Annotated in this window: 21 protein-coding genes and 1 tRNA gene; 5 read left to right on the top strand and 17 right to left on the bottom strand. The window is 62.7% G+C overall.

What is annotated here, in order from left to right:
- Nucleotides 1-10: 10 nt before the first annotated feature.
- On the top strand, nucleotides 11-1159 hold the full coding sequence (gene rodA / locus FSO04_RS10760) for a rod shape-determining protein RodA (RefSeq protein ID WP_054037121.1): 1149 nt from the start codon (nucleotides 11-13) through the stop codon (nucleotides 1157-1159).
- A 175-nt stretch (nucleotides 1160-1334) separates the two neighbouring features.
- On the opposite strand, the gene FSO04_RS10755 is transcribed toward rodA, so the two are convergent.
- From FSO04_RS10755 to def, 14 genes are all read right to left on the bottom strand, one after another.
- Entirely contained in the window at nucleotides 1335-2039 is a 705-nt protein-coding gene (locus tag FSO04_RS10755) for a tetratricopeptide repeat protein (protein WP_154559673.1), read from the bottom strand.
- On the bottom strand, nucleotides 2036-2818 hold the full coding sequence (locus tag FSO04_RS10750) for an HpcH/HpaI aldolase family protein (protein ID WP_154559672.1): 783 nt from the start codon (nucleotides 2816-2818) through the stop codon (nucleotides 2036-2038). Before FSO04_RS10750 ends, FSO04_RS10755 begins: the two co-directional genes overlap by 4 nt.
- A gap of 215 nt (nucleotides 2819-3033) precedes the next feature.
- Entirely contained in the window at nucleotides 3034-3477 is a 444-nt protein-coding gene (queD, locus tag FSO04_RS10745) for a 6-carboxytetrahydropterin synthase QueD (RefSeq protein WP_093634683.1), read from the bottom strand.
- Nucleotides 3478-3486: 9 nt separating this feature from the next.
- Nucleotides 3487-4119: a 7-carboxy-7-deazaguanine synthase gene (queE, locus tag FSO04_RS10740; protein ID WP_154559671.1), complete on the bottom strand. Its 633-nt coding sequence runs from the start codon at nucleotides 4117-4119 to the stop codon at nucleotides 3487-3489.
- Nucleotides 4120-4204: 85 nt separating this feature from the next.
- Nucleotides 4205-4936 carry a 7-cyano-7-deazaguanine synthase QueC gene (gene queC / locus FSO04_RS10735; protein WP_168435636.1) on the bottom strand — a complete coding sequence of 244 codons (732 nt, stop codon included), beginning with the start codon at nucleotides 4934-4936 and terminating at the stop codon, nucleotides 4205-4207.
- A gap of 436 nt (nucleotides 4937-5372) precedes the next feature.
- Nucleotides 5373-5448, bottom strand: a tRNA-Phe gene (locus FSO04_RS10730).
- A 97-nt stretch (nucleotides 5449-5545) separates the two neighbouring features.
- Nucleotides 5546-6235 carry a response regulator transcription factor EsaR gene (esaR, locus tag FSO04_RS10725; RefSeq protein WP_054037109.1) on the bottom strand — a complete coding sequence of 230 codons (690 nt, stop codon included), beginning with the start codon at nucleotides 6233-6235 and terminating at the stop codon, nucleotides 5546-5548.
- On the bottom strand, nucleotides 6236-8650 hold the full coding sequence (locus FSO04_RS10720; RefSeq protein WP_168435635.1) for a sensor histidine kinase: 2415 nt from the start codon (nucleotides 8648-8650) through the stop codon (nucleotides 6236-6238).
- Nucleotides 8640-9239 carry a DUF4390 domain-containing protein gene (locus FSO04_RS10715; RefSeq protein ID WP_054037187.1) on the bottom strand — a complete coding sequence of 200 codons (600 nt, stop codon included), beginning with the start codon at nucleotides 9237-9239 and terminating at the stop codon, nucleotides 8640-8642. Before FSO04_RS10715 ends, FSO04_RS10720 begins: the two co-directional genes overlap by 11 nt.
- Nucleotides 9236-10675 (bottom strand): 16S rRNA (cytosine(967)-C(5))-methyltransferase RsmB, encoded by a 1440-nt coding sequence (gene rsmB, locus FSO04_RS10710; RefSeq protein WP_154559669.1) that lies wholly within the window; start codon nucleotides 10673-10675, stop codon nucleotides 9236-9238. The genes FSO04_RS10715 and rsmB overlap by 4 nt, the downstream gene beginning before the upstream one ends.
- Before the next feature lie 313 nt (nucleotides 10676-10988).
- On the bottom strand, nucleotides 10989-11846 hold the full coding sequence (gene htpX, locus FSO04_RS10705; protein ID WP_093634626.1) for a zinc metalloprotease HtpX: 858 nt from the start codon (nucleotides 11844-11846) through the stop codon (nucleotides 10989-10991).
- A gap of 103 nt (nucleotides 11847-11949) precedes the next feature.
- Nucleotides 11950-12591: a LysE family translocator gene (locus FSO04_RS10700; protein ID WP_154559668.1), complete on the bottom strand. Its 642-nt coding sequence runs from the start codon at nucleotides 12589-12591 to the stop codon at nucleotides 11950-11952.
- A gap of 113 nt (nucleotides 12592-12704) precedes the next feature.
- Nucleotides 12705-13691 (bottom strand): methionyl-tRNA formyltransferase, encoded by a 987-nt coding sequence (fmt, locus tag FSO04_RS10695; protein WP_154559667.1) that lies wholly within the window; start codon nucleotides 13689-13691, stop codon nucleotides 12705-12707.
- Nucleotides 13692-13721: 30 nt separating this feature from the next.
- Nucleotides 13722-14225, bottom strand: a complete 504-nt coding sequence (gene def / locus FSO04_RS10690; protein WP_154559666.1) for a peptide deformylase — start codon at nucleotides 14223-14225, stop codon at nucleotides 13722-13724.
- 243 nt (nucleotides 14226-14468) lie between these two features.
- Here def and dprA point away from each other — a divergent pair, with 243 nt between their 5' ends.
- From dprA to FSO04_RS10675, 3 genes are all read left to right on the top strand, one after another.
- The gene (gene dprA / locus FSO04_RS10685) at nucleotides 14469-15731 is read left to right on the top strand and encodes a DNA-processing protein DprA (RefSeq protein WP_154559665.1); all 1263 of its coding nucleotides are present in this window, start codon (nucleotides 14469-14471) and stop codon (nucleotides 15729-15731) included.
- A gap of 89 nt (nucleotides 15732-15820) precedes the next feature.
- On the top strand, nucleotides 15821-16198 hold the full coding sequence (locus tag FSO04_RS10680; protein WP_097390883.1) for a thioredoxin family protein: 378 nt from the start codon (nucleotides 15821-15823) through the stop codon (nucleotides 16196-16198).
- A gap of 249 nt (nucleotides 16199-16447) precedes the next feature.
- Nucleotides 16448-19126 (top strand): DNA topoisomerase III, encoded by a 2679-nt coding sequence (locus FSO04_RS10675; RefSeq protein ID WP_154559664.1) that lies wholly within the window; start codon nucleotides 16448-16450, stop codon nucleotides 19124-19126.
- Nucleotides 19127-19273: 147 nt separating this feature from the next.
- Here the strand turns inward: FSO04_RS10675 and FSO04_RS10670 are convergent, their stop codons facing one another.
- A complete protein-coding gene (locus FSO04_RS10670) occupies nucleotides 19274-20374 on the bottom strand; it encodes a LysR family transcriptional regulator (protein WP_097390881.1) in 1101 nt (366 codons plus the stop codon).
- Nucleotides 20375-20716: 342 nt separating this feature from the next.
- Nucleotides 20717-22585 carry a phosphoenolpyruvate carboxykinase (GTP) gene (locus tag FSO04_RS10665; protein WP_154559663.1) on the bottom strand — a complete coding sequence of 623 codons (1869 nt, stop codon included), beginning with the start codon at nucleotides 22583-22585 and terminating at the stop codon, nucleotides 20717-20719.
- 377 nt (nucleotides 22586-22962) lie between these two features.
- On the opposite strand from FSO04_RS10665, the gene FSO04_RS10660 reads away from it, so the two are divergent.
- Nucleotides 22963-23976, top strand: coding sequence for a D-2-hydroxyacid dehydrogenase family protein (locus FSO04_RS10660; protein WP_154559662.1), 1014 nt, complete (start codon nucleotides 22963-22965; stop codon nucleotides 23974-23976).
- A 32-nt stretch (nucleotides 23977-24008) separates the two neighbouring features.
- On the opposite strand, the gene FSO04_RS10655 is transcribed toward FSO04_RS10660, so the two are convergent.
- Nucleotides 24009-24884 carry a patatin-like phospholipase family protein gene (locus FSO04_RS10655; protein WP_154559661.1) on the bottom strand — a complete coding sequence of 292 codons (876 nt, stop codon included), beginning with the start codon at nucleotides 24882-24884 and terminating at the stop codon, nucleotides 24009-24011.

Below are 24884 nucleotides of genomic sequence, written 5' to 3'. Positions count from 1 at the left end.
GGAGAAAGGCATGCAATTCGACAAGCGCGCCTGGCTCGACCGCATCAAGCGGATGTTCGTGGGCTTCGACCGTCCGCTCGCCCTGATCGTGTTTCTGCTGCTGTGCGTCGGCATCATCACGCTTTACAGCGCGACGCTGGACATGCCCGGCCGCGTGGAAGACCAACTGCGCAACATCATGCTGACGTTCGTGCTGATGTGGGCGCTGGCCAATGTGCCGCCCACCACACTGATGCGCTTCGCGGTTCCGCTTTATACGTTCGGGATCGCGTTACTGGTGGCCGTGGCGCTGTTCGGCCTCACGCGCAAGGGCGCGAAGCGCTGGATCAACGTCGGCGTGGTGATCCAGCCATCGGAAATTCTGAAGATCGCCACGCCGCTGATGCTCGCCTGGTACTACCAGCGCCGCGAAGGCGTGATGCGCTGGTACGACTTTCTGGTCGGCTTCCTGATCCTGATCGTGCCGGTCGGTTTGATCGCCAAGCAGCCTGACCTGGGCACCGCCGTGCTGGTGTTCGCGGCCGGCCTCTTCGTGATTTACTTCGCGGGGCTGAGTTTCAAGCTGATCGTGCCGGTGCTGATTGCCGGCGTGATCGCGGTCGGCTCGATCGCGGCGTTCCAGGACAAGATCTGTCAGCCGGAAGTGCAGTGGCCGCTGATGCACGATTATCAGAAGCACCGTATCTGTACGCTGCTGGATCCGACGTCCGATCCGCTTGGCAAGGGTTTCCACACGATCCAGGCGGTGATTGCAATCGGCTCGGGCGGCCCGCTCGGGAAGGGCTGGCTGAAGGGTACCCAGGCGCACTTGGAGTTCATCCCCGAGAAGCACACTGACTTCATCTTCGCGGTGTTTTCCGAGGAGTTCGGGCTGGCGGGCGGGATCGTGCTGCTCACGCTTTATATGCTGTTGATCGCGCGCGGTTTGTATATCGCCGCCAATGGGGCGACGCTGTTTGGGCGGCTGCTGGCCGGATCGCTGACGATGGCGTTCTTCACCTATGCGTTCGTCAACATCGGTATGGTGAGCGGGATCTTGCCGGTGGTGGGCGTGCCCTTGCCGTTCATGAGTTACGGCGGCACTGCGCTGACTACGCTGGGGGTCGCGATCGGGCTCATCATGAGCGTCGCGCGGCAGAAGCGGTTGATGCAGAGTTAGAGCGGGGCTGGGCGTAGGTCCCAAAGGTCCCAAGGTGCAGACTGCGCAGCCGAAGGCAGCAAAACCGAGGGATGCCGAGCCAAATGAGGCAAAGTCGAAGCAGACCACAGCAGGCCCGATAAAGAAAAGGGGCGCACCGTCAGGAGCGCCCCTTTTTCATTTAATGCGGTCTCATCTACTGCGGTTTCACTTCTTTCTGATCCCGCAATTGCGCGCTCAGTTGCTGATACTTGAGCTTGGCCGCCGGATCGCCCTGTGCCGCCGCTGCCGCGTAGTACGCACGCGCCACGTTCAGGTTCTTGTCCACGCCGTCGCCGCCACGTTCGTAGAACGAGCCGGTCACGTACTGCGCGGTCATGTCGCCGCCTTGCGCGGCCTTCTTGTACCAGACAAACGCCTGCTGGTTATCGCGAGTCGTGCCACGGCCATCGAGAAACTGGTTGGCCAACGCGAGTTCCGCCTGCACGTGCCCCTGCTGCGCGGCCTTCAGGAACCACCGGTGCGCTTCGACCGGATCACGCCCGACGAACTCGCCGTCGTCGTACATCTTGCCGTACACGTACTGCGCGTGCGACATGTTGGCGTCGGCGGCTTTGCGCAACCACTTCTTGCCTTCGTCGACATTGGCTGTCGTGCCTTCACCGTTGAGCAACATCATCGCGTAGTTGAACTCGGCCAGCCGGCTGCCATGCTCCGCCGCTTTACGGAACTCAGCAAGCGCCGCGCCCATATTGCCGGCGTTGTAATCGGCGACCGCGGTTTGCGTCTCCGGATCGCTCGACTTCGCGACGCGATTGTCCTGCGCAAACGCCGTCACATTCGTCATCAACGCCGCGGTAACCGCCAGACGCACCACGACGCACTGCACCATCCCCTTCATGTCCTCACCTCCTGCAACGCCTGGCGGGTCGCGCGCAACATCCACATGACGTCGGCGGCCAGGGCGATAAAACGAAAACCGGCATCGCGATGCTGCTTTGCGCTCGCGACATCCATAGCAAAAATTCCTGCGGCGATACCGGCCTTGTCGGCGGCGCTGACAATACGCGCCATCGCCGTCTGCACGTCGGCATGCTTCGAATCGCCGAGGTGGCCGAGGCTCGCGGCGAGATCGGCCGGTCCGACGAACAGGCAATCGACGCCCGGCGTAGCCGCGATCTTCTCCACTTCCTGCAGGCCGCGCGCCGACTCGATCTGCACGATGGTCGCGATCTGCGCGTTGGCGGATTGCACGTAGTCGCGCCGCATGCCATACGCAGCCGCCCGCACCGCGCCGGCCACACCGCGCTGACCGTCGAGTGCATCGGCGGTCGGATACTGCGTCAGACGCACGGCCTGTGCTGCCTCTTCCGCGGTTTCGATATTCGGGAACATCAGCGTGCGGGCGCCTGCGTCGAGCACGCGCTTGACGAGCCACGCCTCGCTGGCAGGCACGCGTACGACCGGCTCGCTCGGCAGATGCGCCGCGGCGATCGCGCGCAATTGCGACGTGACGTCGCCGCTATCGTTCGGCGCATGCTCCATGTCGATCAGCAACCAGTCGAAACCGGCGTGCGCGAGCGCCTCGGCTGCAGAATCGCTACCGAGCGAAAGCCACAGCCCGAACTGCGTATCGGCTTCTTTCAGACGTTGCTTGAGGGGATTCGTGAAGGTGCTCATTGCCGCGCTCCCTGGCGATGGGATACATCGCCTGAAGCGCTGGTGAGAATGCTGGCGTGGCCGAAAAGACCAACGCCCGGGCCGTGACGGCCTGAATGCCTGCTGCGACGCAATGCGGTGACCGGCATGTCTCGCTCCATGTGGTTATCGGAGCGATCATACCGTGACAATAACGCGGGGGTTGGGCCGCGGGCTTGAGTCGTGCGGCCCTGAACTTAATCGCGGACCACGTCGGCCCAGCAGTTCGGCGTCTCGAACAGACGCACCTTATGCAAACGCAGATTCACGCCGTAATGCGCGTCGTAGACGTTCGCGAGGATATCGAACGCGACGGCGGCGAGATTTTCAACGGTCGGGATGCGATCGAGCACGACCGTCTTGTGTCCCGCCATGGTTTCCAGAAAACCGCGCACCTGTGTATCGCCTTCGTAGACGAGGAACGCATGGTCCCACTTGTCGACCAGATGCTCGACCGCGAGCGACTTCACGTCGGCGAAGTCCATCACCATGCCGCGATCCGGCGCGCCTTCGGTATCGACCAGGTCGCCTTGCAGCGTGATTTCGAGCACATAGCGATGGCCGTGCAGATTACGGCACTGGCTGCGGTGATCGGGGATGCGGTGGCCCGCGTCAAATTCGAGTTTTCGTGTAATCGTCAGCACGGCAAATCAGGGAATGTTCAGATACTTGTGGGTCTGCATCGACAGGCGCCATTGCGGATGGCGTTTGCACCAGTCGATCGCGAGCTTGGTGTTGAGGTCGCGCGACGGGCCGTCCATCGGCTGGACGAGGAAATACTCGAAGTCGAGCTTCGCATACTCGGACAAACGCTGGTTGTCCTGCGGAATCACGACCTTCAGTTCGTTGCCCTTGGTGACGACGAGCGGCGCATCGGCCTTCGGGCTCACGCAGATCCAGTCGATCGTCTCGAGCACCGGCAGCGAGCCGTTGGTTTCGATGGCGATTTCGAAGCCGGCGGCATGCAGCGCGTCGACAAACGGCTGATCGATCTGCAACATCGGCTCACCGCCCGTGCAGACCACGAAGCGTTCGCCCTCGCCTTCCGGCCATTGCGACGCGATCATCTGCACCAGATCTTCAGGCGTACGGTACTTGCCGCCGTTCTCACCATCGGTCCCGACGAAGTCCGTATCGCAGAAACGGCAGACCGCATCCGCACGATCTTCTTCGCGGCCCGACCACAGATTGCAACCGGCGAACCGGCAGAACACGGCCGGACGCCCGGCATTCGCACCCTCGCCCTGCAATGTGTAGAAGATTTCCTTGACCGCGTAAGTCATGCTGCTTTCTGCCTTGTGTTCCTGAAAATAATTGCCTGCGCCGCGCCCGTTCGCACGGTGCGCCAGCGTAAAACTTCGGTGAGCGTCAGACCGGCTCGGTCACCTTCTCACCGGCCAGATACGCTTCGAAACCGCGCTTGCGCAAGCGGCACGCCGGGCATTCGCCGCAGCCGAAACCCCATGCATGCAGTTCCGCGCGCTCGCCGACATAGCAGGTGTGCGTTTCGACGCGCACCAGTTCGACCAGTTCGTCGCCGCCCAACTCGTGCGCGAGACGCCACGTATCGGCCTTATCGAGCCACATCAGCGGCGTTTCGAGCAGGAAGCGCGTATCCATGCCGAGGTTCAGCGCGACCTGCAATGCCTTCATTGTGTCGTCGCGGCAATCGGGGTAGCCCGAGAAGTCCGTCTCGCACATGCCGCCGACCAGCACCTGCAAACCACGCCGATAGGCGATGGCCGCGGCGATCGTCATGAACATCAGATTGCGGCCCGGCACGAACGTATTCGGCAAACCGTTCGCCGTGGCGTGAATCTCGATTTCGCGCGTCATCGCGGTATCGCTGATCGAGCCGAGCACCGACAGATCGATCATGTGATCTTCGCCGAGGCGGTCGGCCCACGCCGGAAATGTCCGCGTCACCGCGTTACGAAACCCTTCGCGGCATTCGAGTTCGACTCGGTGCCGCTGGCCATAATCGAAGCCCAGCGTCTCGACCGTTTCATAACGTTCGAGGGCCCAGGCGAGGCATGTGGCGGAATCCTGGCCGCCGGAAAACAGCACCAGAGCGCTACGTTTAGCGTCTTTGCGGATCACCGTGAAACTCCGTGAATGATGAGTGCCACGTCGCGCTGCGCGAGGTGCGCCATGCAAGCAACGCGGCGCGACGCGTGCCGGCACTGCTGCCGGCCCAAAGCAGTATAGGCCGCGCCTTCCGCATGCAGAGTCGCTGGGCGCTTATACCGTTAATCGTCGGGCGAAGGGTTTGGCACCTGTCGCGGCCTTGCCGTGTTGCGGCAGAGTGCGCAAAAGGCGCCGCTTCAGGATACGAAAAGACGCGTTTGGTGCGGTGGCGCGCAAGTGGAACGCCTACAGCACCCTCGCATGCAAGTCCTTGAACTGGCGCAATTTTATCACGCGACGCCCAATGCCGCCGAGCACACCCGCCGTGGGGCAAGCAAGCCATGCCGCCACAAAGCCCGCCAAAAAAGGAAAAGCCCCAGGAATCTTGCGATTTCCTGGGGCTGAATCCTGGTGGCCTGGGACGGAATCGAACCATCGACACGCGGATTTTCAATCCGCTGCTCTACCAACTGAGCTACCGGGCCAACGAAGAACGAAATGATATCAAAGGGTCAGCAGCACGACAAGCCCCTTCTCGAAAAAATCTGCCGCGCCCGAACCTGCACGCATTGCGCAGGCCCTTCACTCCCCTTTGTTCTTACCGAGATCGACACCGAGCTGCTTGAGCTTGCGATACAAGTGCGTGCGCTCGAGACCCGTCTTTTCCGCGACGCGCGTCATGCTGCCATTCTCGCGCGCGAGGTGATATTCGAAGTAAGCACGCTCGAACGCATCGCGCGCATCGCGCAACGGGATGTCGAACGAGATCGACGCCGTTTGCGCAGCCAACGCGCCGCTGCCCATGCCATCCGACGACAGCATCGGCAACGCAGCCGCCGAAGCCACGGCCGAAGCGCTGACCGGCAACGCCGGCTTGGCGACCGCGCCGCCCGGTGCACCGACCGCATTGCCACGGGCGAGGCCCTGCTCGACTGCCTTCAGCAGCTTCTGCAACGCAATCGGCTTCTCGAGGAAATTGAGTGCGCCGATCTTGGTTGCTTCAACCGCCGTATCGATGGTTGCGTGACCGGACATCATGATCACCGGCATGGTCAGCTGCCCCTGCGCGGCCCATTCTTTGAGCAAGGTGACGCCGTCCGTATCGGGCATCCAGATGTCGAGCAGCACCAGGTCCGGCGCCTGGCGCAAGCGGAATTCGCGCGCTTCCTGCGCGTTTTCCGCGGCCTCCACGACATGCCCCTCGTCGCTCAGGATCTCCGAGAGCAATTCCCGGATGCCCATTTCATCATCTACCACCAGGATGGTTGCCATTTACGCTGCCCTTGTCTGCACTGTTGCTTTTGTCGTTCCCTGCGACGCATTGCCATGCGCCGGCCGCGACCCTGCTCCAGGTGCCGCGGCATCTTCTGCCAGTTGAAGGAAGAGGATCGATATCTGCGCGCCTTCAATCACATCGCCCGCTTTCATGCGGTTGCGAATGTCGATGCGCGCGCCGTGTTCGTCGACGATCTTCTTGACCATCGCAAGACCGAGACCCGTACCTTTGGCCTTGGTCGTCACGTAAGGTTCGAATGCACGTGTCAGGATACGCGCGGGGAAGCCCGGTCCGTTATCCGACACTGTCAGACGCACCGCGACGTGTACTTTGCCTTCCGCGTCGGGGTCTCCGTATTCTACTGTCCTCGTCTCGAGCAACACACGCGGTTGTTCGACGTCGGCCACGGCATCCTGTGCATTCTGCAGCAGGTTGTGAATCACCTGTCGCAATTGTGTCGCGTCGCCGCGAATCGCCGGCAAATCCGCGAGCTCTACCTGAATTGCGCCCTTGCCTTCTTCGATACCGTACAGCGTGAGCACCTCGCTGACCAGTTCGTTCAGTTGCAGATGCGCGAGCACTGCAGGGGGCGTGCGTGCATAGTCGCGGAAATTGTCGACCATCTGCTTCATCGCCGCGACCTGATTGACGATGGTGGTCGCGCCGCGCTTCAGCACATCGGCATCCGATGGCGACAGCTTGTCGGCGAGTTTCATCTGCAAACGCTCGGCGGACAACTGGATCGGCGTGAGCGGGTTCTTGATTTCGTGTGCGAGACGCCGCGCGACTTCGCCCCAGGCGATCGAACGCTGCGCGGAGATCACATCCGAAATATCGTCGAACACGACGACGTAGCCGGAGGTCTGCATGTCTTCCGCATCGCGATCGGTGGCGGACACAAGACGCGCGCCGCGCACGAGCAAGGTGAGCGGCTCGGTTTCGCCCGCCACCTGCACCGAGAACTGCTGCTGCCAGTGGCCGCGGTCGTCGTGACCGTCGCCGCTTGCGGCCTCGCGATCGGCGAAGGCCTTGCGCACCATGCCGCCGAATTCGCTCAACACGCCAATCTGCTCGAGCGCCGAACCCAGCACCTCCTGGAACTGCTGACGGAAAATCCGCTCGGCGCCGCGGTTTGCGGTGGTGAGACGGAACTGCCGGTCGAACACGAACACACCCGCGGTCAGGTTCGCGAGAATGCTTTCCAGATAGGCTTTCGAATGCTCGAGCGCGATCCGGTTGTTCTCGACCGCCGCGCGCGCTTCGGAGAGCTGCCGCGTCATCGCGTTGAACGACTGCGTGAGGAAGCCCAGTTCGTCACGCGATTTGATTTCGCGCTTTGGCGTGTAGTCGCCCTCGGTCACTTCCTTGGTGCCCTGCGCGAGCAGGAACAACGGTCGCGCAAGCTGATTGCCGAGCGCAAGCGCCAGCATCATCGCGATGAAGGTGGCAAGGAACAGCGCGAGCGTCAGCGTGCCGATGTACATCTTGCGCAAACCGGTACGGCCCAGCGCCTTCTCCTGATATTCGCGATAAGCCCGCTGCACTGCGTCGGCGTTACGCGCGAGCGACGGCGACACCGGCTGCGTGAGCTGCAGGAAGCGCTCGGTGGGCTGCAGCAGTGACGCGTTCGAATCGGGAATGCGCTGCACGACGCGCAGCCGCAACGCGCCCTTGCTGCCGTGCGCGCGCGGATCGCCGTCGACTTCCCCTTCGATCGCCGCATAGCCGCGGCCACGCGCCTGATCGATCATCAACGGCGTGGGCAAGTCGTTCGACACGAGCGTCGCGTAATTGCCGGACGCCTGCGCGACCACGTGCATGTCCGGCGTCGCGCCCGACATGCTGCGCGTGGGTTCGACGATCGTCGCGTCCTGCACGCCGAACTGATCGCGCAAGCGCAGGAGCGTGAGCGTGGTGCCGGCGGCGTCCGCGCTCGCCAGTTGCTCGGACATCAGGCGGCCCTTGGTCTGCAGATCGGACAGCGAGGCGTCGAGCATGCCGCGGCCGAGATTCAGGCCCGAGGTCAACGCGGTTTCGACGTTCACGTCGAACCACGACTCGATACTGCGCGATACGAACTGATACGAGACCACGTAAATGATGCCGCCCGGCACCACGCCGACCAGCGCCATGAAGAACGCGAGTTTCGCTAACAGGCGGGTGCCGAACTTACCTTTTCTAAGCCGCGCAATGATGATGATGACGAGCGTCGCCACCACCAGCAAAAAGATCATCGCGACCACGAGGTTGGCCGCGTACAGCCACTGGTAATAGCGGTCGAAAAATTCGGTATTCGCGCTCGCCGCTGCAAGCAGCACGAGCAGCAGCACGGCCGTCACGGCGACCGTGGACACCAGCACGCGCACGACGATGCTGCTGACGCTGGTGGCTTGGCGCACTCTATTTAGCACGTTCGGTCACCGTGAAGGTAAAGCGTTTCCACTCCGACGAGAGGCTCCAGTCGCGGTTGTTCACCGCGTCGATCTGGAACGGCTTGGGCATCAGCGCGATGTCGAGTTGCATGCGCACCGACGCGTTGTACGTCTCCCCGACATGCACCTGATTGCGGTCGATCACGTGCCACGACGTGATGTGCTTGATCACCGCGAGCGCATCTTTCAGCGTCGTGAAGCCGAGCTGCAAGCCACCCGACGACACGCTCGACACACGATACTCACGCGTGAGCGGCTGGAACGACAGGCGGATGCTCTGCGACACGCTCACCGGCTGTTCGTCGAACCAGTACCAGCGCGGCCGGCTCAGTTCGAAGTCTGTCGTGAAGTACAGCGGAATGCCTTTGTTGACGGCGTCTTCGAGATTGCTGTTCAGGTCGAAGTCGAAACGCGCGTCGATGCTCCAGCCGGTGTTGTCCGATTGCAGCGACGCGCGCTGCACCGCGATCGAATCGGCGTACGCCGCGCCCGGTACGGCGAGCCACACGGCCAGCACGATCCAGAGCACGGCAGCGAGCCGAAGCGGGAAGAAGCGTTTGATGGTCACCGTTTCTGAAAGCGCGCGTAGAAAAATCCGTCGTGGTCTGAGTTCGAGCCGGCGCTATCTTCAGCGACATGTCCGGCATGGGACCCGGCCGATGTGCCGGCGGGCGCGCGGGCAACTGAGGGTAAAAGTTGCCCCGGCGCGTCCAATCGTACCGCATCCTGGTACTTGTTTCCAAACCACTGCGCCTGCAACTCGCCTTCTTCGGGAAAGATCGAACACGTAACGTAGAGCAACTCGCCGCCTGGCTTCACGAGTGGCCATAGCGCCTCGAGAATGCGGCGCTGCTCGGCAACCAGTGCGGGAATATCCGACGCGCGACGCAGCCAGCGAATATCCGGATGACGCCGCACGATGCCGGACGCCGAACACGGCACGTCGGCCAGAATGCGGTCGAACGGCTGGTCGATGTCGTCGTGCCATTTTGCGGGCGCACCCGCGTCGCCGATACGCACTTCCGCTTCGAGCTTGAGCCGCTGCAGGTTTTCACCGATGCGACGCGCGCGCGATGCGTCGCTTTCGAGCGCCACGAGCTGCAAGTTGGCAAGTTCGAGCAGATGGCCGGTTTTGCCGCCAGGCGCCGCGCACGCGTCGAGCACTCGCATGCCGTCACGCACGCCGAGCAGTTGCGCAGCGAGTTGCGCGCCGGCGTCTTGCACCGACACCACGCCGTCGTTGAAGCCGGGGATCCGGTCGACGGACATCGGCGTGGCGAGCTTGACGGCGTATTCGCCGGCCCTGCTCGCGGGAATGTGATGGTCGTGCAGCACCTGCAGATAGGCGTCGACTGTCGAGCGGCGCGCGTTGACGCGCAATGTCAGCGGACCTTGCGTGTTGCCGGAGGCGAGCACGGCTTGCCATGCGTCGGGCCACGCGCACTTCACAGCATCGATCCACCACGCCGGGTAGTTCCAGCGCGCAACTTCGTCAGCTTGCGCTGCGCTCAGCAGCGCCTCACGCTCGCGCAGGAAATTACGCAGCACGGCGTTGACGAGACCCTTTGCGAACGCGAATTCACGACGCGCGGCGATGGCGCTCACCGCCTGATCGACAACCGTGAACGGCGCATAGGCGGCGTTCTTTTCATCGTCGACGAGCAAAGCGAGCGCGCAGGCGAGCACATGACCGACGTGCGGCGGCGGCGCCTTCTTCACCAGCTTCGCGATCAGCCACTCGGCGGTCGCCAGACGCCGCATGGTGCGGTACGCGATGTCCTGCACCGCGCCGCGCGCAGCGGCGGCGCTGCCTTCAGGCGCGGAGACGAATACGGATTGCAACGCGGCCGGCAACGCCGCGCCGAGGCGCACGGCGCCGACGGCTTGGCCCGCGCAGTCGAGCACGAAACCGAGCGATTCGGGCGCGAGATGCAGCATCGTCAAACGGGATTCGCGCGGACGCGTCGATGGGGAAGCAGAACGCGAAGAAGGCTTTGGAGTCATGAAAAAGGCAAAGGCAGGCCGGGCGGTACGCGCGGCGCAAACAGCACACATTGTAGCGTGGCGCGGGGCGAAGGCCGCCGAGGGTGGCGCGTAGCCGCGCCAGCCGAGGCGCGAGCAATAGGGCAAGGCCTCGCAGCGGAGGGCAAGCGACGCTGCGCCCGGAGCGAAAGTGCTCCGCATTGGCCGCATCAGATCGTGCCGCTACTAATCCGCGGTCCGGCCGCTTAAGCAAAAAGGCGAGCCCGCAGACTCGCCTTTCGTCACGCCGGATCGCCGGATCGCCGGATCGCCGGATCGCCGGATCAGCGCACCGTTACTCGAAGCGCCCCGTGCGCGCCATTTCCATCAAACGCGCGATGCGTTCCTCGGTGGCCGGGTGCGTCGAGAACAGATTCGCGATGCCGCCGCCCGCCAGCGGATTCATGATCATCATCTGTGCGGTGGCCGGATGCTGCTCGGCCGTGGGGAACGGAATGCCGCTCGCGTAGCGATGGATCTTGTCGAGCGCCGAGGCGAGCGCCTGCGGATCGCCGGAAATCTGCGCGCCGCCGCGGTCCGCTTCGAATTCACGCGCACGCGAAATCGCCATCTGAATCAGCGCGCCGGCGATCGGCGCGAGCAACGCGACAGCGATGCCAGCGATCGGGTTCGTCGGACGGCCGTTTTCGTCGCGGCTGCCGAAGAACATCGCGAAGTTCGCCAGTGCAGAAATGGCGCCGGCCATCGTCGCCGAAACCGTGGAGATCAGAATGTCGCGGTGCTTCACGTGCGCCAGTTCGTGCGCCATCACGCCGCGCATTTCGCGCTCAGACAACACGCGCAGGATGCCCGTGGTGGCGGCGACAGCCGCATGCTCCGGATTGCGGCCGGTAGCAAACGCGTTCGGCGCGTCTTCGTTGATCAGGTAGACGCGCGGCATCGGCAGGCCGGCACGCGTGGAAAGCTCGCGCACCATGCGATAGAACTGCGGCGCACTGTTTTCGTCGACTTCCTGCGCGTTGTACATGCGCAGGACCATCTTGTCCGAGAACCAGTACGAAAAGAAATTCATCCCAAGGGCGATCACGAGCGCGATCGTCATGCCGCGCGACCCGCCGATCATCCCGCCGATCACGATGAAAAGGGCCGTGATCGCGGCCATCAACATCGCGGTTTTGACCCAATTGAACATGTCTGCTACTCCTTGCCCTAACGCGGGTTCATATCTGCGCCGCGTGATCGCGGCGGCTGATTGTAAGCGAAATGTTAGATATGGACGCGTGAGGAAAATTCAATCATCTTGATGCGGTGGCGAGCTTGATGCCCAAGCCGACGAATGCGCTGCCGACGCCGCGGTCCAGCCACCGCTTCATCAACGGCTGGCCGGAGAAGCGCTGGGTCACGCTGCCGGCAACCCACGCGACAAAACTGTTCCAGATCATGCTCATCACGACGAACACTCCGCCGAGCGTGAGGAACGCCAGCGCTTTATGGTCGCTGCCCGTTGTGACGAATTGCAGAAAGAACGACACGAAGAACAGCACGACCTTGGGATTCAGCACATTGGTCCAGAAGCCTTGCAGGAACAACTGACGCAATGATTTCGGCGCGCCGGCCGCGCGCGCTTCACCCAGCGCCTGGTCTGCCGCCGGCTTCGCGAAAATCAGGCGCAGGCCGAGATACATCAGATAAATAGCACCGACGAACTTGATAACGGTGAATGCGGTGGCCGAAGCGGCCAGCAGCGCCGTCAGGCCGAACGCGCAGGCAAGCGAATGAACGCAGCAACCGGCGGAGATGCCGAGCGCGGACATCAGCCCTGCGCCACGACCCTGTGCGACGCTGCGCCCGACGATGTAAGCCGTATCGGGACCGGGCGTCACATTCAGCAGAAAGACCGCGACGACGAAAAACTCGAAATGGGTGATGCCAAACATGGAGATCCTCTAAACGCGGGCTGTTGCATAGAGGATTCTAACGCGCTGCAGACTTGCAGCGGGGCTCTTGAACATCGGCCGAATGGACGATGTTCAAGCTATGCGCAAGGCGGTTATTTTGTTTCGGGAAGCTGGAAACGCTGACCCGCGGCCAACGTGGCGCCGGCCAGGAATTCGCGCACCGGCAAGCGCTTGCCGCCGGGTTTTTGCAATTGCGTGAGACGCAGGGCGCCTTCGCCACAGGCAACCACGACGCCTTCCGGAGAAACGTCGGCGATCGTGCCGGGCGCTGTGTCGCCTTGCGCCTCGACCGGGACCGCCGCCCAGATCTTGATCGACGTACCGTCTTCCAGCGTGCCCACGCCGCCGGGGAACGGGTCGAACGCGCGCACCTGACGCGCAAGGACCGCGGCCGGCTTACGCCAGTCGAATGCAGCCTCGTGCTTGCCGATCTTTTCCGCGTAAGTCACGCCGTCCGCGGGTTGCGGCGTTGCCGCCAGCTTGCCGCTACGCTCGAGTTCGATCAGTGCTTCGACGATCAGCTTCGCGCCGTCCTGTGCGAGGCGGTCGTGGAGCGTGGCCGTCGTGTCGTCGGCGGAAATCGGTGTGCGCACTTCGGAAATCATCGCGCCGGTATCGAGGCCGACGTCCATCTGCATCAGCGTGATACCGGTTTCCGTGTCGCCCGCCTCGATCGCACGGTGGATCGGCGCGGCGCCGCGCCAGCGCGGCAACAGCGACCCGTGAATGTTGATGCAACCCAGCGGCGGAATATCGAGCACTTCCTGAGGCAGGATCAGACCATATGCGGCCACCACCATCACGTCGTGCGGCGTGGCGCGCAGTTGATCGATCGCGGCGGTGGCCTCGGCCGGATATTTGCCGGCGCGGCGCAGCGAAGGCGGCTGCGCCACAGCAAGCCCGTGTTCCTGCGCGTAGCGTTTGACCGGACTCGCCTGCAATTTCATCCCGCGTCCCGCGGGCCGGTCGGGCTGAGTCAGCACGAGCGGCACCGGAAAACCGGCGCTGTGAATCGCGGCAAGCGCGGCCGCGGCGAACTCCGGCGTACCGGCAAAGATGACGCGCAACGAATGACTCATGAAGGGGGCAGTAGGCGAGGTGGACGCGCGTTACATCGCGTGGGCGAGCTTCTTCATCTTGCTCTTGATGCGCGTCTGCTTGAGCGACGACAGGTACTCGACGAACACGCGGCCCATCAGGTGATCCATTTCGTGCTGGATGCACACGGCCAGCAAGCCTTCGCAATCCAGCTCGAAGGTTTCGCCCTTCTCGTTCAGCGCCCGCACGCGCACTTTCTCGGCGCGCTCGACGTTGTCGTAAATGCCCGGTACCGAGAGGCAGCCCTCTTCCGACAACTTCTTCTCGTCGCTCGACCAGATGATTTCCGGATTGATGAAGGCGAGCAGCTCGTCGTGCGTTTCCGACACGTCGATCACGATCACGCGTTCATGCACGTCCACCTGGGTCGCCGCGAGGCCGACGCCGGGCGCGCCATACATCGTTTCGGCCATGTCGGCGACGAGCCGGCGGATGCGGTCGTTGACCGCTTCGACCGGCTTCGCAATCTTGTGCAACCGCTTGTCCGGGTAATTGAGAATGTTCAGTAAAGCCATGATCTTGAGTGTGTTTTTTCGGCGCCGCTGCCGGTGGAAGGCTAGCGTTGGCCATTCGGCCAGGTTGTGGGCACATCGCGTTACGCAGAGGATAGAGGCTGTCGAACCGGTTCGATTCAACGCGCCACGTGCGCCAAACGACGAGCCCGCGCGGGTGGGCGCGGCGCTGCAGTTATTTCGGATGATGAAAATTTTAGCATGGCGCCCGCCTGCCCGCTGGCTCCGTAAGAGGATCGACTCTCAATGCATACCTTGCCCGCAACCGATATTGAACTCGCCGCGTGGCTGCGGCTTTCGCTCGCACCGGGGCTGAAGCCCGCTGCCCTGCGCCTACTGCTGGGCGCTTTCGGACTGCCGGAAGCGATCTTCAATCAATCGCCCGAGGCACTTGCCGAGATCGCGGGCGAGGCTGCGGCGCGCGCCGTGCTGGCGCCGTGCAGCCCAGATTTCGATGCGCAACTCGACGCGGTGATCGCATGGCGCGAGCTGCCCGGCAACCACGTGGTGACACTCGACGATCCCGCCTACCCGCCCGCGCTGCTGACCATGCCCGATCCGCCGCCACTACTATATATAAAGGGCCGGCTGGATCTGCTGCATACGAGGGCGGTCGCCCTGGTGGGCAGCCGCAGCGCGACACCGCAAGGCGCTGAAGACGCGGAGCGCTTCGCGCGCGAGCTTTCGCAGGCCGGTGTCACGATCGTATCGGGGCTCGCGCTGGGCATCGACGGTGCCGCGCATCGGGGCGGCCTGGAAGGCGTCGGTAGCACGGTGGCCGTAATCGGCACCGGCGCGGACCTCGTGTATCCGGCCGCGCATCATGCACTTGCGCGGCAGATTGCAATGCAAGGCGCGATCCTGTCGGAATGGCCGCTCGGCACACCGGCACGCGCCGCCAATTTTCCACAGCGTAACCGCTTGATCGCCGGCCTCGTCAGCGGGGTTGTGATCGTCGAGGCCGCCATGCGCTCGGGCTCGCTGATCACGGCGCGGCTCGCCAATGAAATGGGGCGCGATATCTTCGCGTTGCCCGGCTCGATCCATGCGCCGTTGTCGCGCGGTTGTCATCGGATCATCAAGCAGGGCGCCAAGCTGGTGGAAACGCCCGATGAGGTGTTGGAGGAACTGGGCGTCTCGAGGCCCGTGGCAACGAAGGCCGCCAGCGGGCAAGCCGTTCTTTGGGACGGCGAGGCGGGCTGGCGAAATTCCTCAACGGGGCTGGCGTCGGTGGCAGATCAACCGGATTCGGCAGCCGCGCCAGCCTCAGCCGCGACTCAGCCGGAATTGACGGCTGCGCCGGCAGCATCCGCGGCCCCGCCGGCCATGAGCGCAGAGGCGTTGCAACTCCTCGACGCACTCGGTCACGCCCCCGCCACGCTTGAAATTCTTGCCACCCGCACCGAGATGGGGGACGCGGCATTGCAAAACACGCTGCTGCAGCTCGAACTCGCCGGCCAGGTGACCGCGCTGCCCGGCGGCCGCTTCACGCGAGCCACCCACGGCTGACCCCGCATCGACCAGGGTTGACCACCATTCGGGATCGGCCATGCTACATTCGCGCCAAAGCACCTGACAAAAGTACGCAAGGAACCACCATGCCCGCGCTGAATCTCGACACCGACCAAGACCGGATCGCCGAGCGCGTCAACGAACCCGACACGCTGTTCGTGGCCTGCCTGTGCGCGGAGTGGTGCGGAACCTGTCGTGAGTATCGGGACGCCTTCGACCGGCTGGCCGATAAGCATCCGGAGATCTGTTTCGCATGGATCGACATCGAAACCCATGCGGACCGCTTCGACGATCTGGATGTCGAAAATTTCCCGACCATCCTGATCGAAGACTCAGTAACGACACGTTTTTTTGGCACGGTTTTGCCGCAGGCGGCGATTGTGGAGCGGATGTTGTCCGATCTGACGGCCGTGCCCGGCGTCAGCGGCGCGCCCAAACTGCGGCCCGCGCTCGCCGTCGCGTGAATGTGGGCGCCGGCCGCTGAACCTTGTGGCACGGGCGTTGCGAGCGACACACAGCGCGTTTTCCGCAGCTTGCCCAGTTACTGAGCGCGCAATTATCATGGCGCGCTTTTTATGGCACTTGACACGCCGCGCTGGCGCCGTGTGCTATAAAGCGGTCGTTATTGGGTCGCAAAGGTCGCAAACGAGGGTCGCGCTAATAAATGCGCACTCAAGGCCATCAACCCGGATCTACCAACCTCACATCGAGTCATGTCCAAAGCACTGATCATCGCCGAAAAGCCTTCCGTCGCGAACGACATCGCGCGCGCTTTGGGCGGCTTTACCAAGCATGACGAATACTACGAAAGCGACGACTACGTCCTTTCCTCGGCAGTCGGCCACTTGCTGGAAATCGCCGCGCCCGAAGACTATGAAGTCAAACGCGGCAAGTGGAGTTTCGCCAACCTGCCCGTCATTCCGCCGCACTTCGATCTGAATCCGATCGCCAAGAGCGAGTCGCGCCTGAAGGTGCTGACCAAGCTGCTCAAGCGTAAAGACGTCGATCGTCTGATCAACGCATGTGACGCTGGGCGCGAGGGCGAGCTGATTTTCCGCCTGATCGCGCAGCACGCGAAAGCCAAGCAACCGGTACAGCGCCTGTGGCTTCAGTCGATGACAGCCGGCTCGATCCGTGACGGCTTTGCGCGTCTGCGTAGCGACGAAGAAATGCAGCCGCTCGCGGATGCGGCGCGCTGCCGCTCGGAAGCGGACTGGCTGGTCGGCATCAACGGCACGCGCGCCATGACGGCGTTCAACAGCAAGGGCGGCGGCTTCTTCCTGACCACGGTCGGGCGGGTGCAGACGCCGACGCTGTCGATCGTTGTCGAGCGCGAAGAAAAGATTCGCCGCTTCGTGCCGCGCGATTATTGGGAAGTGAAGGCGGAGTTCGTCTGCGCGGCCGGTTTCTACGAAGGCCGCTGGTTCGATCCGCAATTCAAGCGCGACGAGTTCGATCCGGAAAAACGCGATTCGCGCCTGTGGGCACTGCCCGCGGCCGAAACGATCGTCGCCGCCTGCCGCGGCCAGATCGGCAAGGTAACCGAAGAATCAAAGCCGTCCACGCAACTGTCGCCGGCGCTGTTTGACCTGACCAGCTTGCAGCGTGAGGCCAACGGCCGCTTCGGCTTCTCGGCGAAGAACACGTTGGGCCTCGCTCAGGCGTTGTACGAAAAGCACAAGGTGCTGACCTATCCCCGGACCGACGCGCGCGCGTTGCCGGAAGACTATATGGATACGGTCAAGGAAACGCTTGGCATGCTCAAGGAGAGCAACAACTATCTCCCGTACGCCAAGCAGGTGCTCGACAAGGGTTGGGTGAAGCCGAACAAGCGCATCTTCGATAACTCGAAGATCAGCGACCACTTCGCAATCATCCCGACGGCGCAGGCGCCGAAGAATCTGTCCGAGCCGGAACAGAAGCTCTACGACCTGGTCGTGAAGCGCTTCCTGTCGGTGTTCTTCCCGGCCGCTGAATATCGAGTGACGACGCGGATCACGGAAGTGGTCGGCCATCACTTCAAGACTGAAGGCAAGGTGCTGGTCGAACCGGGCTGGTTGCAGGTCTATGGCCGCGAAATCAGCGGCGAAGACGCGAACCTCGTGCCGGTGCAGAAGGACGAGAAGGTCAAGACGGACAAGATCGCCGCCCAGCAACTGGTGACGAAACCGCCCGCACGCTACAACGAAGCGACCTTGCTGTCGGCCATGGAAGGCGCGGGCAAACTGGTCGAAGACGACGAATTGCGCGAAGCCATGGCGGCCAAGGGGCTCGGCACGCCGGCCACGCGCGCCGCCATCATCGAAGGGCTGCTCGGCGAAAAGTATCTGATCCGCGAAGGCCGCGATCTGATTCCGACCGCCAAAGCATTCCAGTTGATGACGCTGCTGCGCGGTCTCGGCGTGAAGGAACTGACCGCGCCGGAATTGACCGGCGAGTGGGAATACAAGCTCTCGCAAATGGAGCGTGGCAACCTGCCGCGCGACGCGTTCATGCAGGAAATCGCCCGCATGACGCAAACCATCGTCAAGCGCGCGAAGGAATACGATTCCGACACGATCCCAGGTGATTACGCGACGTTGCAAACGCCGTGTCCGAATTGCGGCGGTCAGGTGAAGGAAAACTACCGGCGCTTCGCATGCTCGAAGTGCGAGTTTTCGATCTCGAAGATTCCGGGCGGCCGCCAGTTCGAAATCCCGGAAGTTGAAGAGTTGCTGCAGAACAAGACGATCGGACCGCTGTCGGGTTTCCGCAGCAAGATGGGCCGCCCGTTCTCCGCGATCCTCAAGCTCTCACTCGATGACGAGATCAAGAACTACAAGCTCGAGTTCGACTTCGGTCAGGACTCCGGCGGCGAAGACGGTGAACCGCCTGACTTCTCCGATCAAGAGGCAGTCGGCGCGTGCCCGAAGTGCAAGGGCCGTGTGTTCGAACACGGCATGAGCTATGTCTGCGAGAACTCGGTTGCGAATCCGAAGACTTGTGACTTCCGCTCGGGCAAGGTGATTCTGCAGCAGGAAATCGCCCGAGACCAGATGTCAAAGTTGCTCGAGGAAGGACGCACCGACCTGCTGACGAACTTCAAGTCGTCGCGCACCGGCCGCAACTTCAAGGCGTTCCTCGTCAAGCAGAACGACGGCAAGATCGGCTTCGAATTCGAGAAGAAAGAGCCGTCGGCCAAGACCGCAGCGAAAACCGCGGCGGCCAAGACTGCAGCGAAGGCAGCGCCGGAGTCTGATGACGAAGACGCACCGGTCGCAGTGAAGGCAGTGCCCGCCAAAAAGGCCGCAGCGAAGAAAGCGCCCGCTACGAAGACGGCGGCTGCGAAAAAGACCGCCGCTGCCAAGAAGGCGCCGGCTAAGAAAGCAGTAGCACGCAAGACGGGCTCGTAATTCGGGCGGAGGCTGGAGGGTATTCTGCTTCCAGCCAGCTTCGAACTTGCCGATAAAAAAGGCGCAGTCACTTCCGTGACTGCGCCTTTTTATTTGTCGGCCCGGCAGCGCTTGCCTCAAGCGCTGCCGGCACCATCGCCCGACTAGTTACAGCGGCGACAGAGCGGTGGGCCGCGGACGATTCGTCGTCTTTGCCAAAGTCTTCGGCAGCGGCGACAACTCGCTATCCAGCAGCCGTGACAGCGGCTCAGCGCCATCGAACGCTTCCGGCGGCATGGGATCCGCTGAATCGAGCGCGGCGGACGTGGCGGGCCTGCCAAGCCCGTCCTTGATCCACTGTTCACCGAGCAGACTGTTCGGCGTCTGGCTGAAATGCTCCACCAGATGATCGATGAACGTACGCACCTTCGCCGGCAAGTGACGGCGGCTCGGATACGCGATGTTGATCTCGACCTGCGGCAAACGGAAATCGCCGAGCAAACGCACGAGCCTGCCGCGCGTCATGTCACGGCCGATCAGGTAGCTCGGCAGAATCGCGATGCCCATGCCGAGCAGCGCGAACTGCCGCAGCATCTCCGTGTTGTTCGCCACGATGACGTTGACCGGCCGCACGCGCACTTCGCCCTCCGAACCCGTGAACACCCGCTCGTCGCCCCAATACTCGGACGGCAAGCTCAGGCACGGGTGCTCGAGCAGATGCTCGGGACGCGTGGGCGTGCCGTGCTTTTCCAGATACGCGGGCGTCGCGCATACCGTCATGCAACCGGTGGTCAAGCGCCGCGTGACAATGCTCGCGCTGCGCATCTGCCGCGTGACCACCACACCGACGTCGAAACCTTCTTCGACCAGATCAACCTGACGGTCGACCAGCGTGACATCGGGAATGACTTTCGGATAGCGCTCCGCGTAGGTTTGCAGCACGGGCGCAAGGTTATGCAACCCAAACACGACCGGTGCGACTATGCGCAGCGTGCCGACGGGTTCGTGATTGCGCGCGACCACCATCTGCTCGACGTCTTCCAGTTCGTCGAGAATCTGGCGCGCGCGCTCGAGATAAACCTGGCCGGATTCGGTCAGAGACAAGCTGCGGGTTGTGCGATTGAGCAGCCGCGTACCAAGACGGCCTTCGAGATCGGCAACGTGACGGGTGGCAACTGCGTTGGAAATATCCATCGCGCTCGCAGCGCGGGCAAAACTGCCGAGATCCGCCACTTTGACGAAAACTCGCATCGACTGCAAATGATCCATAAGACAACTCCTGCCGTGTTACTGCTTCCTGACAATTAGTGAAAACCAGTGAAGCGAACTTGGAATTCTCCTACGACTCGCGAAATCGTGCAGAAGTTGCCCGCGAAAGCGGAAATATTGTCGATATTTGTGCGACTGTGTCCCTCAATGTAGGGCACGCATCTCGATTGTTCCGACGAGAGCAACAATCTGCTGCACCGCAGCTTGCACTGTCTTTTTTGTTCGAACAGATGCAACGGTCGTCCCGGCATTGTGAAATCAGAAAAAATCCCGATTCGGCGTCGGACCGGCAAAGAAAAACCGCCCGAAGGCGGCTTCTGTGCGAAGTGACCGCTCACCTAGTCAGGCAGCGAGCTTTCCTTCGAGTGTGAGCTTGGTCTGCGTCAAAGCCGGCGGCAGGCCTTGCTGCAACGTGTCAAATAGCTCGGTATGGAGCGCGAGTTCGGCGCGCCAAGCTGCGTCGTCGACCGAGATCACCTGCTGGAATTGCTCGCGGCTGAAATCCAGGCCGCGCCAGTCGATGTCTTCATAGTGCGGCGACACGCCGAACGCGTGCTCTTCACCTTGCGCCTTGCCTTCGATGCGCCCGACCATCCAGCTCAACACCCGCATGTTCTCGCCGAAGCCCGGCCAGACGAACTTGCCGTCCGCGCCCTTGCGGAACCAGTTGACGCAGAAGATCTTCGGCAGCTTTGCGTTCAGTTTCTCGAGACGCTCGCCGGTTTTCAGCCAGTGCCCGAAGTAGTCGCTCATGTTGTAGCCGCAGAACGGCAGCATTGCGAACGGGTCGCGGCGCACCACGCCCTGCTGCCCCGCCGCCGCCGCGGTCGTTTCCGAGCCCATGGTGGCCGCCATGTAGACGCCTTCGACCCAGTTGCGCGCTTCCGTGACGAGCGGCACGGTGGTGGAACGGCGGCCGCCGAAAATGAACGCGTCAATCGCAACACCTGCCGGGTTCTCCCAGTCGGCATCGATCGACGGACATTGCGAAGCCGGCGCCGTGAACCGTGCGTTCGGGTGCGCGGCCTTGCGCCCGCTCTCCTTCGCGCTCGCCGGCGTCCAGTCCTTGCCCTGCCAGTCGATCAGGTGCGCGGGCGGCTCGTCGGTCATGCCCTCCCACCAGACGTCGCCGTCGTCGGTCAGCGCGACGTTCGTGAAGATGACGTTTTCCTTCAACGTGGCCATTGCGTTGAAGTTGGTCTTTTCGCTCGTGCCCGGCGCGACGCCGAAATACCCCGCCTCCGGGTTGATCGCGTACAGACGGCCGTCCTTACCCGGCTTGATCCACGCAATATCGTCGCCGATCGTGGAGATTTTCCAGCCATTCAGGCCTTCCGGCGGAATCAGCATCGCGAAGTTGGTCTTGCCGCAAGCAGACGGAAACGCCGCCGCGACATGATGCTTATGTCCTTGCGGCGACGTCACGCCGAGAATCAGCATGTGTTCGGCGAGCCAGCCTTCGTCGCGGCCCATCGTGGAGGCGATGCGCAGCGCGAAGCACTTCTTGCCGAGCAGCGCATTGCCGCCGTAGCCCGAGCCGTAGCTCCAGATCTCGCGCGATTCGGGGAAATGGACGATGTATTTGGTCTCGTTGCACGGCCACGGCACGTCTTTCGCGCCCGCCGCAAGCGGCGCGCCGACCGAGTGCACGCACGGCACGAACTCGCCGTCTTCGCCCAGCACCTCGTACACCTGGCGACCCATGCGCGTCATGATGCGCATGTTGGTCACCACGTACGCGCTGTCGCTCAACTCGACGCCGACGTGCGCGATCGGCGAACCGAGAGGCCCCATCGAGAACGGCACCACATACATGGTGCGGCCGCGCATGGCGCCGTCGAAGAGGCCGTTGAGCGTCGAGCGCATCTCAGCCGGTTCGATCCAGTTGTTGGTTGGCCCGGCATCTTCACGACGCTGCGAGCAGATGAAGGTACGGTCTTCGACACGCGCCACGTCCGACGGATCGGACCATGCCAGATAGGAATTGGGACGTTTGGCGGGATTGAGCTTCTTGAGGGTGCCGGCTTCGACCATCTGGGCACACAGGCGGTCGTACTCTTCCTGTGAACCGTCGCACCAGACGATTCGATCGGGCTTGGTCCTGGCGGCAACGCGCTGGACCCAGTCGATCAGTTTTCGGTGTTTGACCCACTCGGGCGCCCCTGCGGACGCCTCGATAGTGGGCTGTCCTTCGAATGAGGGATGATTCATCGACCTGTCTCCGTTTTGAAAGCAATAGAAAAACGGTACAAGCCCAGTGACGCTGCATGCGAGAGGCGTTCAATTCATCGCGACGACATTTCTACAAGCCGACGCGCAATTTGTGCAGGTCATCATGGGCCACACAGCCTGTTGCACGGAGGTTCCCGCCGACGGCCTTCTGCAACCGTCTGTAAAGCGACTTGCCTCAACACGCAACAAACTGTTAAAAACGATGTCAATCGGCCTTGCCGTGGCGCTGCCGTTCTACGCGGCAACTTCTACGGTAAGGCATCCAGCCAGACCGGCATGTGACCTGGGTCACATGGTGGGACAGTCAGCATAACACTCCGTTCCGCACCGCTATGGTGCGCCGCAAGACACATACCATGAAGATTGCCATCCTCGACGATTACCAGGACGCCGTCCGCAAGCTCGACTGCTTTCAACTGCTGGCCGACCATGAGGTCAAGGTTTTCAACAACACAGTCCGCGGTCTCGGCCAACTGGCGAGCCGTCTTTCCGAAGTCGACGCACTCGTCCTGATCCGCGAACGCACCCGCATCAGCTCGCAACTACTCGACAAGTTGCCGCGTTTGCGCATGATCAGCCAAACCGGCAAAGTCTCCAGCCATATCGATCTGGCAGCCTGTACCGAGCGCGGTATTGCCGTGCTGGAAGGCAGCGGCTCACCGATCGCGCCGGCCGAACTGACGTGGGCCCTCATCATGGCCGCTCAACGGCGGATTCCGCAATACGTAGCAAACCTTAAGCAAGGGGCCTGGCAGCAGTCCGGCCTGAAGACATCGGTGCTGCCGCCGAACTTCGGTTTGGGCCAGGTGTTACGCGGTCAGACGCTGGGGATTTGGGGTTACGGCAAGGTCGGCCGGCTGGTTGCCGGATACGGCAAGGCGTTCGGCATGAACGTGCTGATCTGGGGTCGCGAGCATTCGCGCGAAGCGGCGCGCGCGGACGGCTATGGCGTGGCCGAGAGCCGCGAGGCGTTGTTCGAGCAAAGCGATGTGCTGTCGTTGCACCTGCGACTGCATGACGACACGCGCGGTATCGTCAAGCAGGAAGACCTGATGCGGATGAAGCCGACTGCGTTGCTCGTGAACACGAGCCGGGCCGAACTGCTCGACGACAACGCACTCGTCAGTGCGTTGTCGCACAACCGTCCGGGGATGGTCGCGATCGACGTCTATGAAAGCGAGCCGATTCTGCAGGGCTACAGCTTGCTGCGCATGGAGAACGTGATCTGCACGCCGCACATCGGCTACGTGGAGCGCGAGAGCTATGAGTTGTATTTCACCGCTGCATTCCAGAACATTCTGGCTTTCGACGCCGGCGACACGGCCAGCGTGGCGAATCCGGAAGCGTTGCAGGGCGGGCGCCGGCGTTAATTTTCGGCGTTAGTCCCGCGCCGCAGCTCACCTCAGCGCGCTTCGTGCGCGGCGGCTTCCAGCAGATCGGGCATGCGTTCCAGAAAGGCCTCGCCGTCGGTGCGACCGAGGTTGTACGCGTGCACCATCTGCGAAGGGCTCGTGTAATCCCAACTCGAAATGGGCACCTTGCGCGACGGTTGCACGTAGAGCCGTTGCTGCACGCCGTGCGGCACGACGAACATCTGCGGCCGCGGATAAAGGCGCGTGACCATCACCAGCACGTTGCCGGGCGCATCGGCGTCGAGCGCGCCGACCGGCACGTTGTCGACCATTCCGCCGTCGAGCACCGGCCGGCCATTGCGCCGCAAAACCGGCGTGAACGGCGGCGTACTCGACGATTGCAGGATCAGATCGGCGAGATCCTCGACGCTCGCGCAATCCTGCGCTCGCACGAATTCCGGATGAAAGCCGAGCGTCTGACCCAATGTCGGATGCAGCGTCTTACGCACGTATTTCTCGATGTTGTACGCGATCAGGCCTGCGGCAACTGCACTGCGCGCGCCAAGCCAGCGCGGCAGGTGCGACACGCCGATGCGGATTTCAGGCGCGTCGGCGAGCGTGGAAAATTTGTCGCGGTAGATATCGAGCAACGCCTGCCGGTAGATCCGGTAATGCGGAAACACCGATTCGCCACGCAGCAGATTGCCCCAGTAGGCATTGCGGGTGTTGTGGCGCAGCGCGTCTTCGTAATAGCGCATGACCCAGTCGGAATCGCGCGTGTAGAGCATGCACGCAGTGGCGGCGCCGGCCGAAATGCCAGCGATGACGCGCGGACGGATATCCAGTTCCGGCTGCACCACGTCCCAGAATCCCGCCTGCCACCAGCAGCGATTGCCGCCGCCGGCGAATACGACCTGATCGAACAT

Source organism: Paraburkholderia madseniana (genome assembly GCF_009690905.1).
GTDB lineage: Bacteria > Pseudomonadota > Gammaproteobacteria > Burkholderiales > Burkholderiaceae > Paraburkholderia > Paraburkholderia madseniana.
This window is presented reverse-complemented; position numbering and strand designations above follow the sequence as displayed.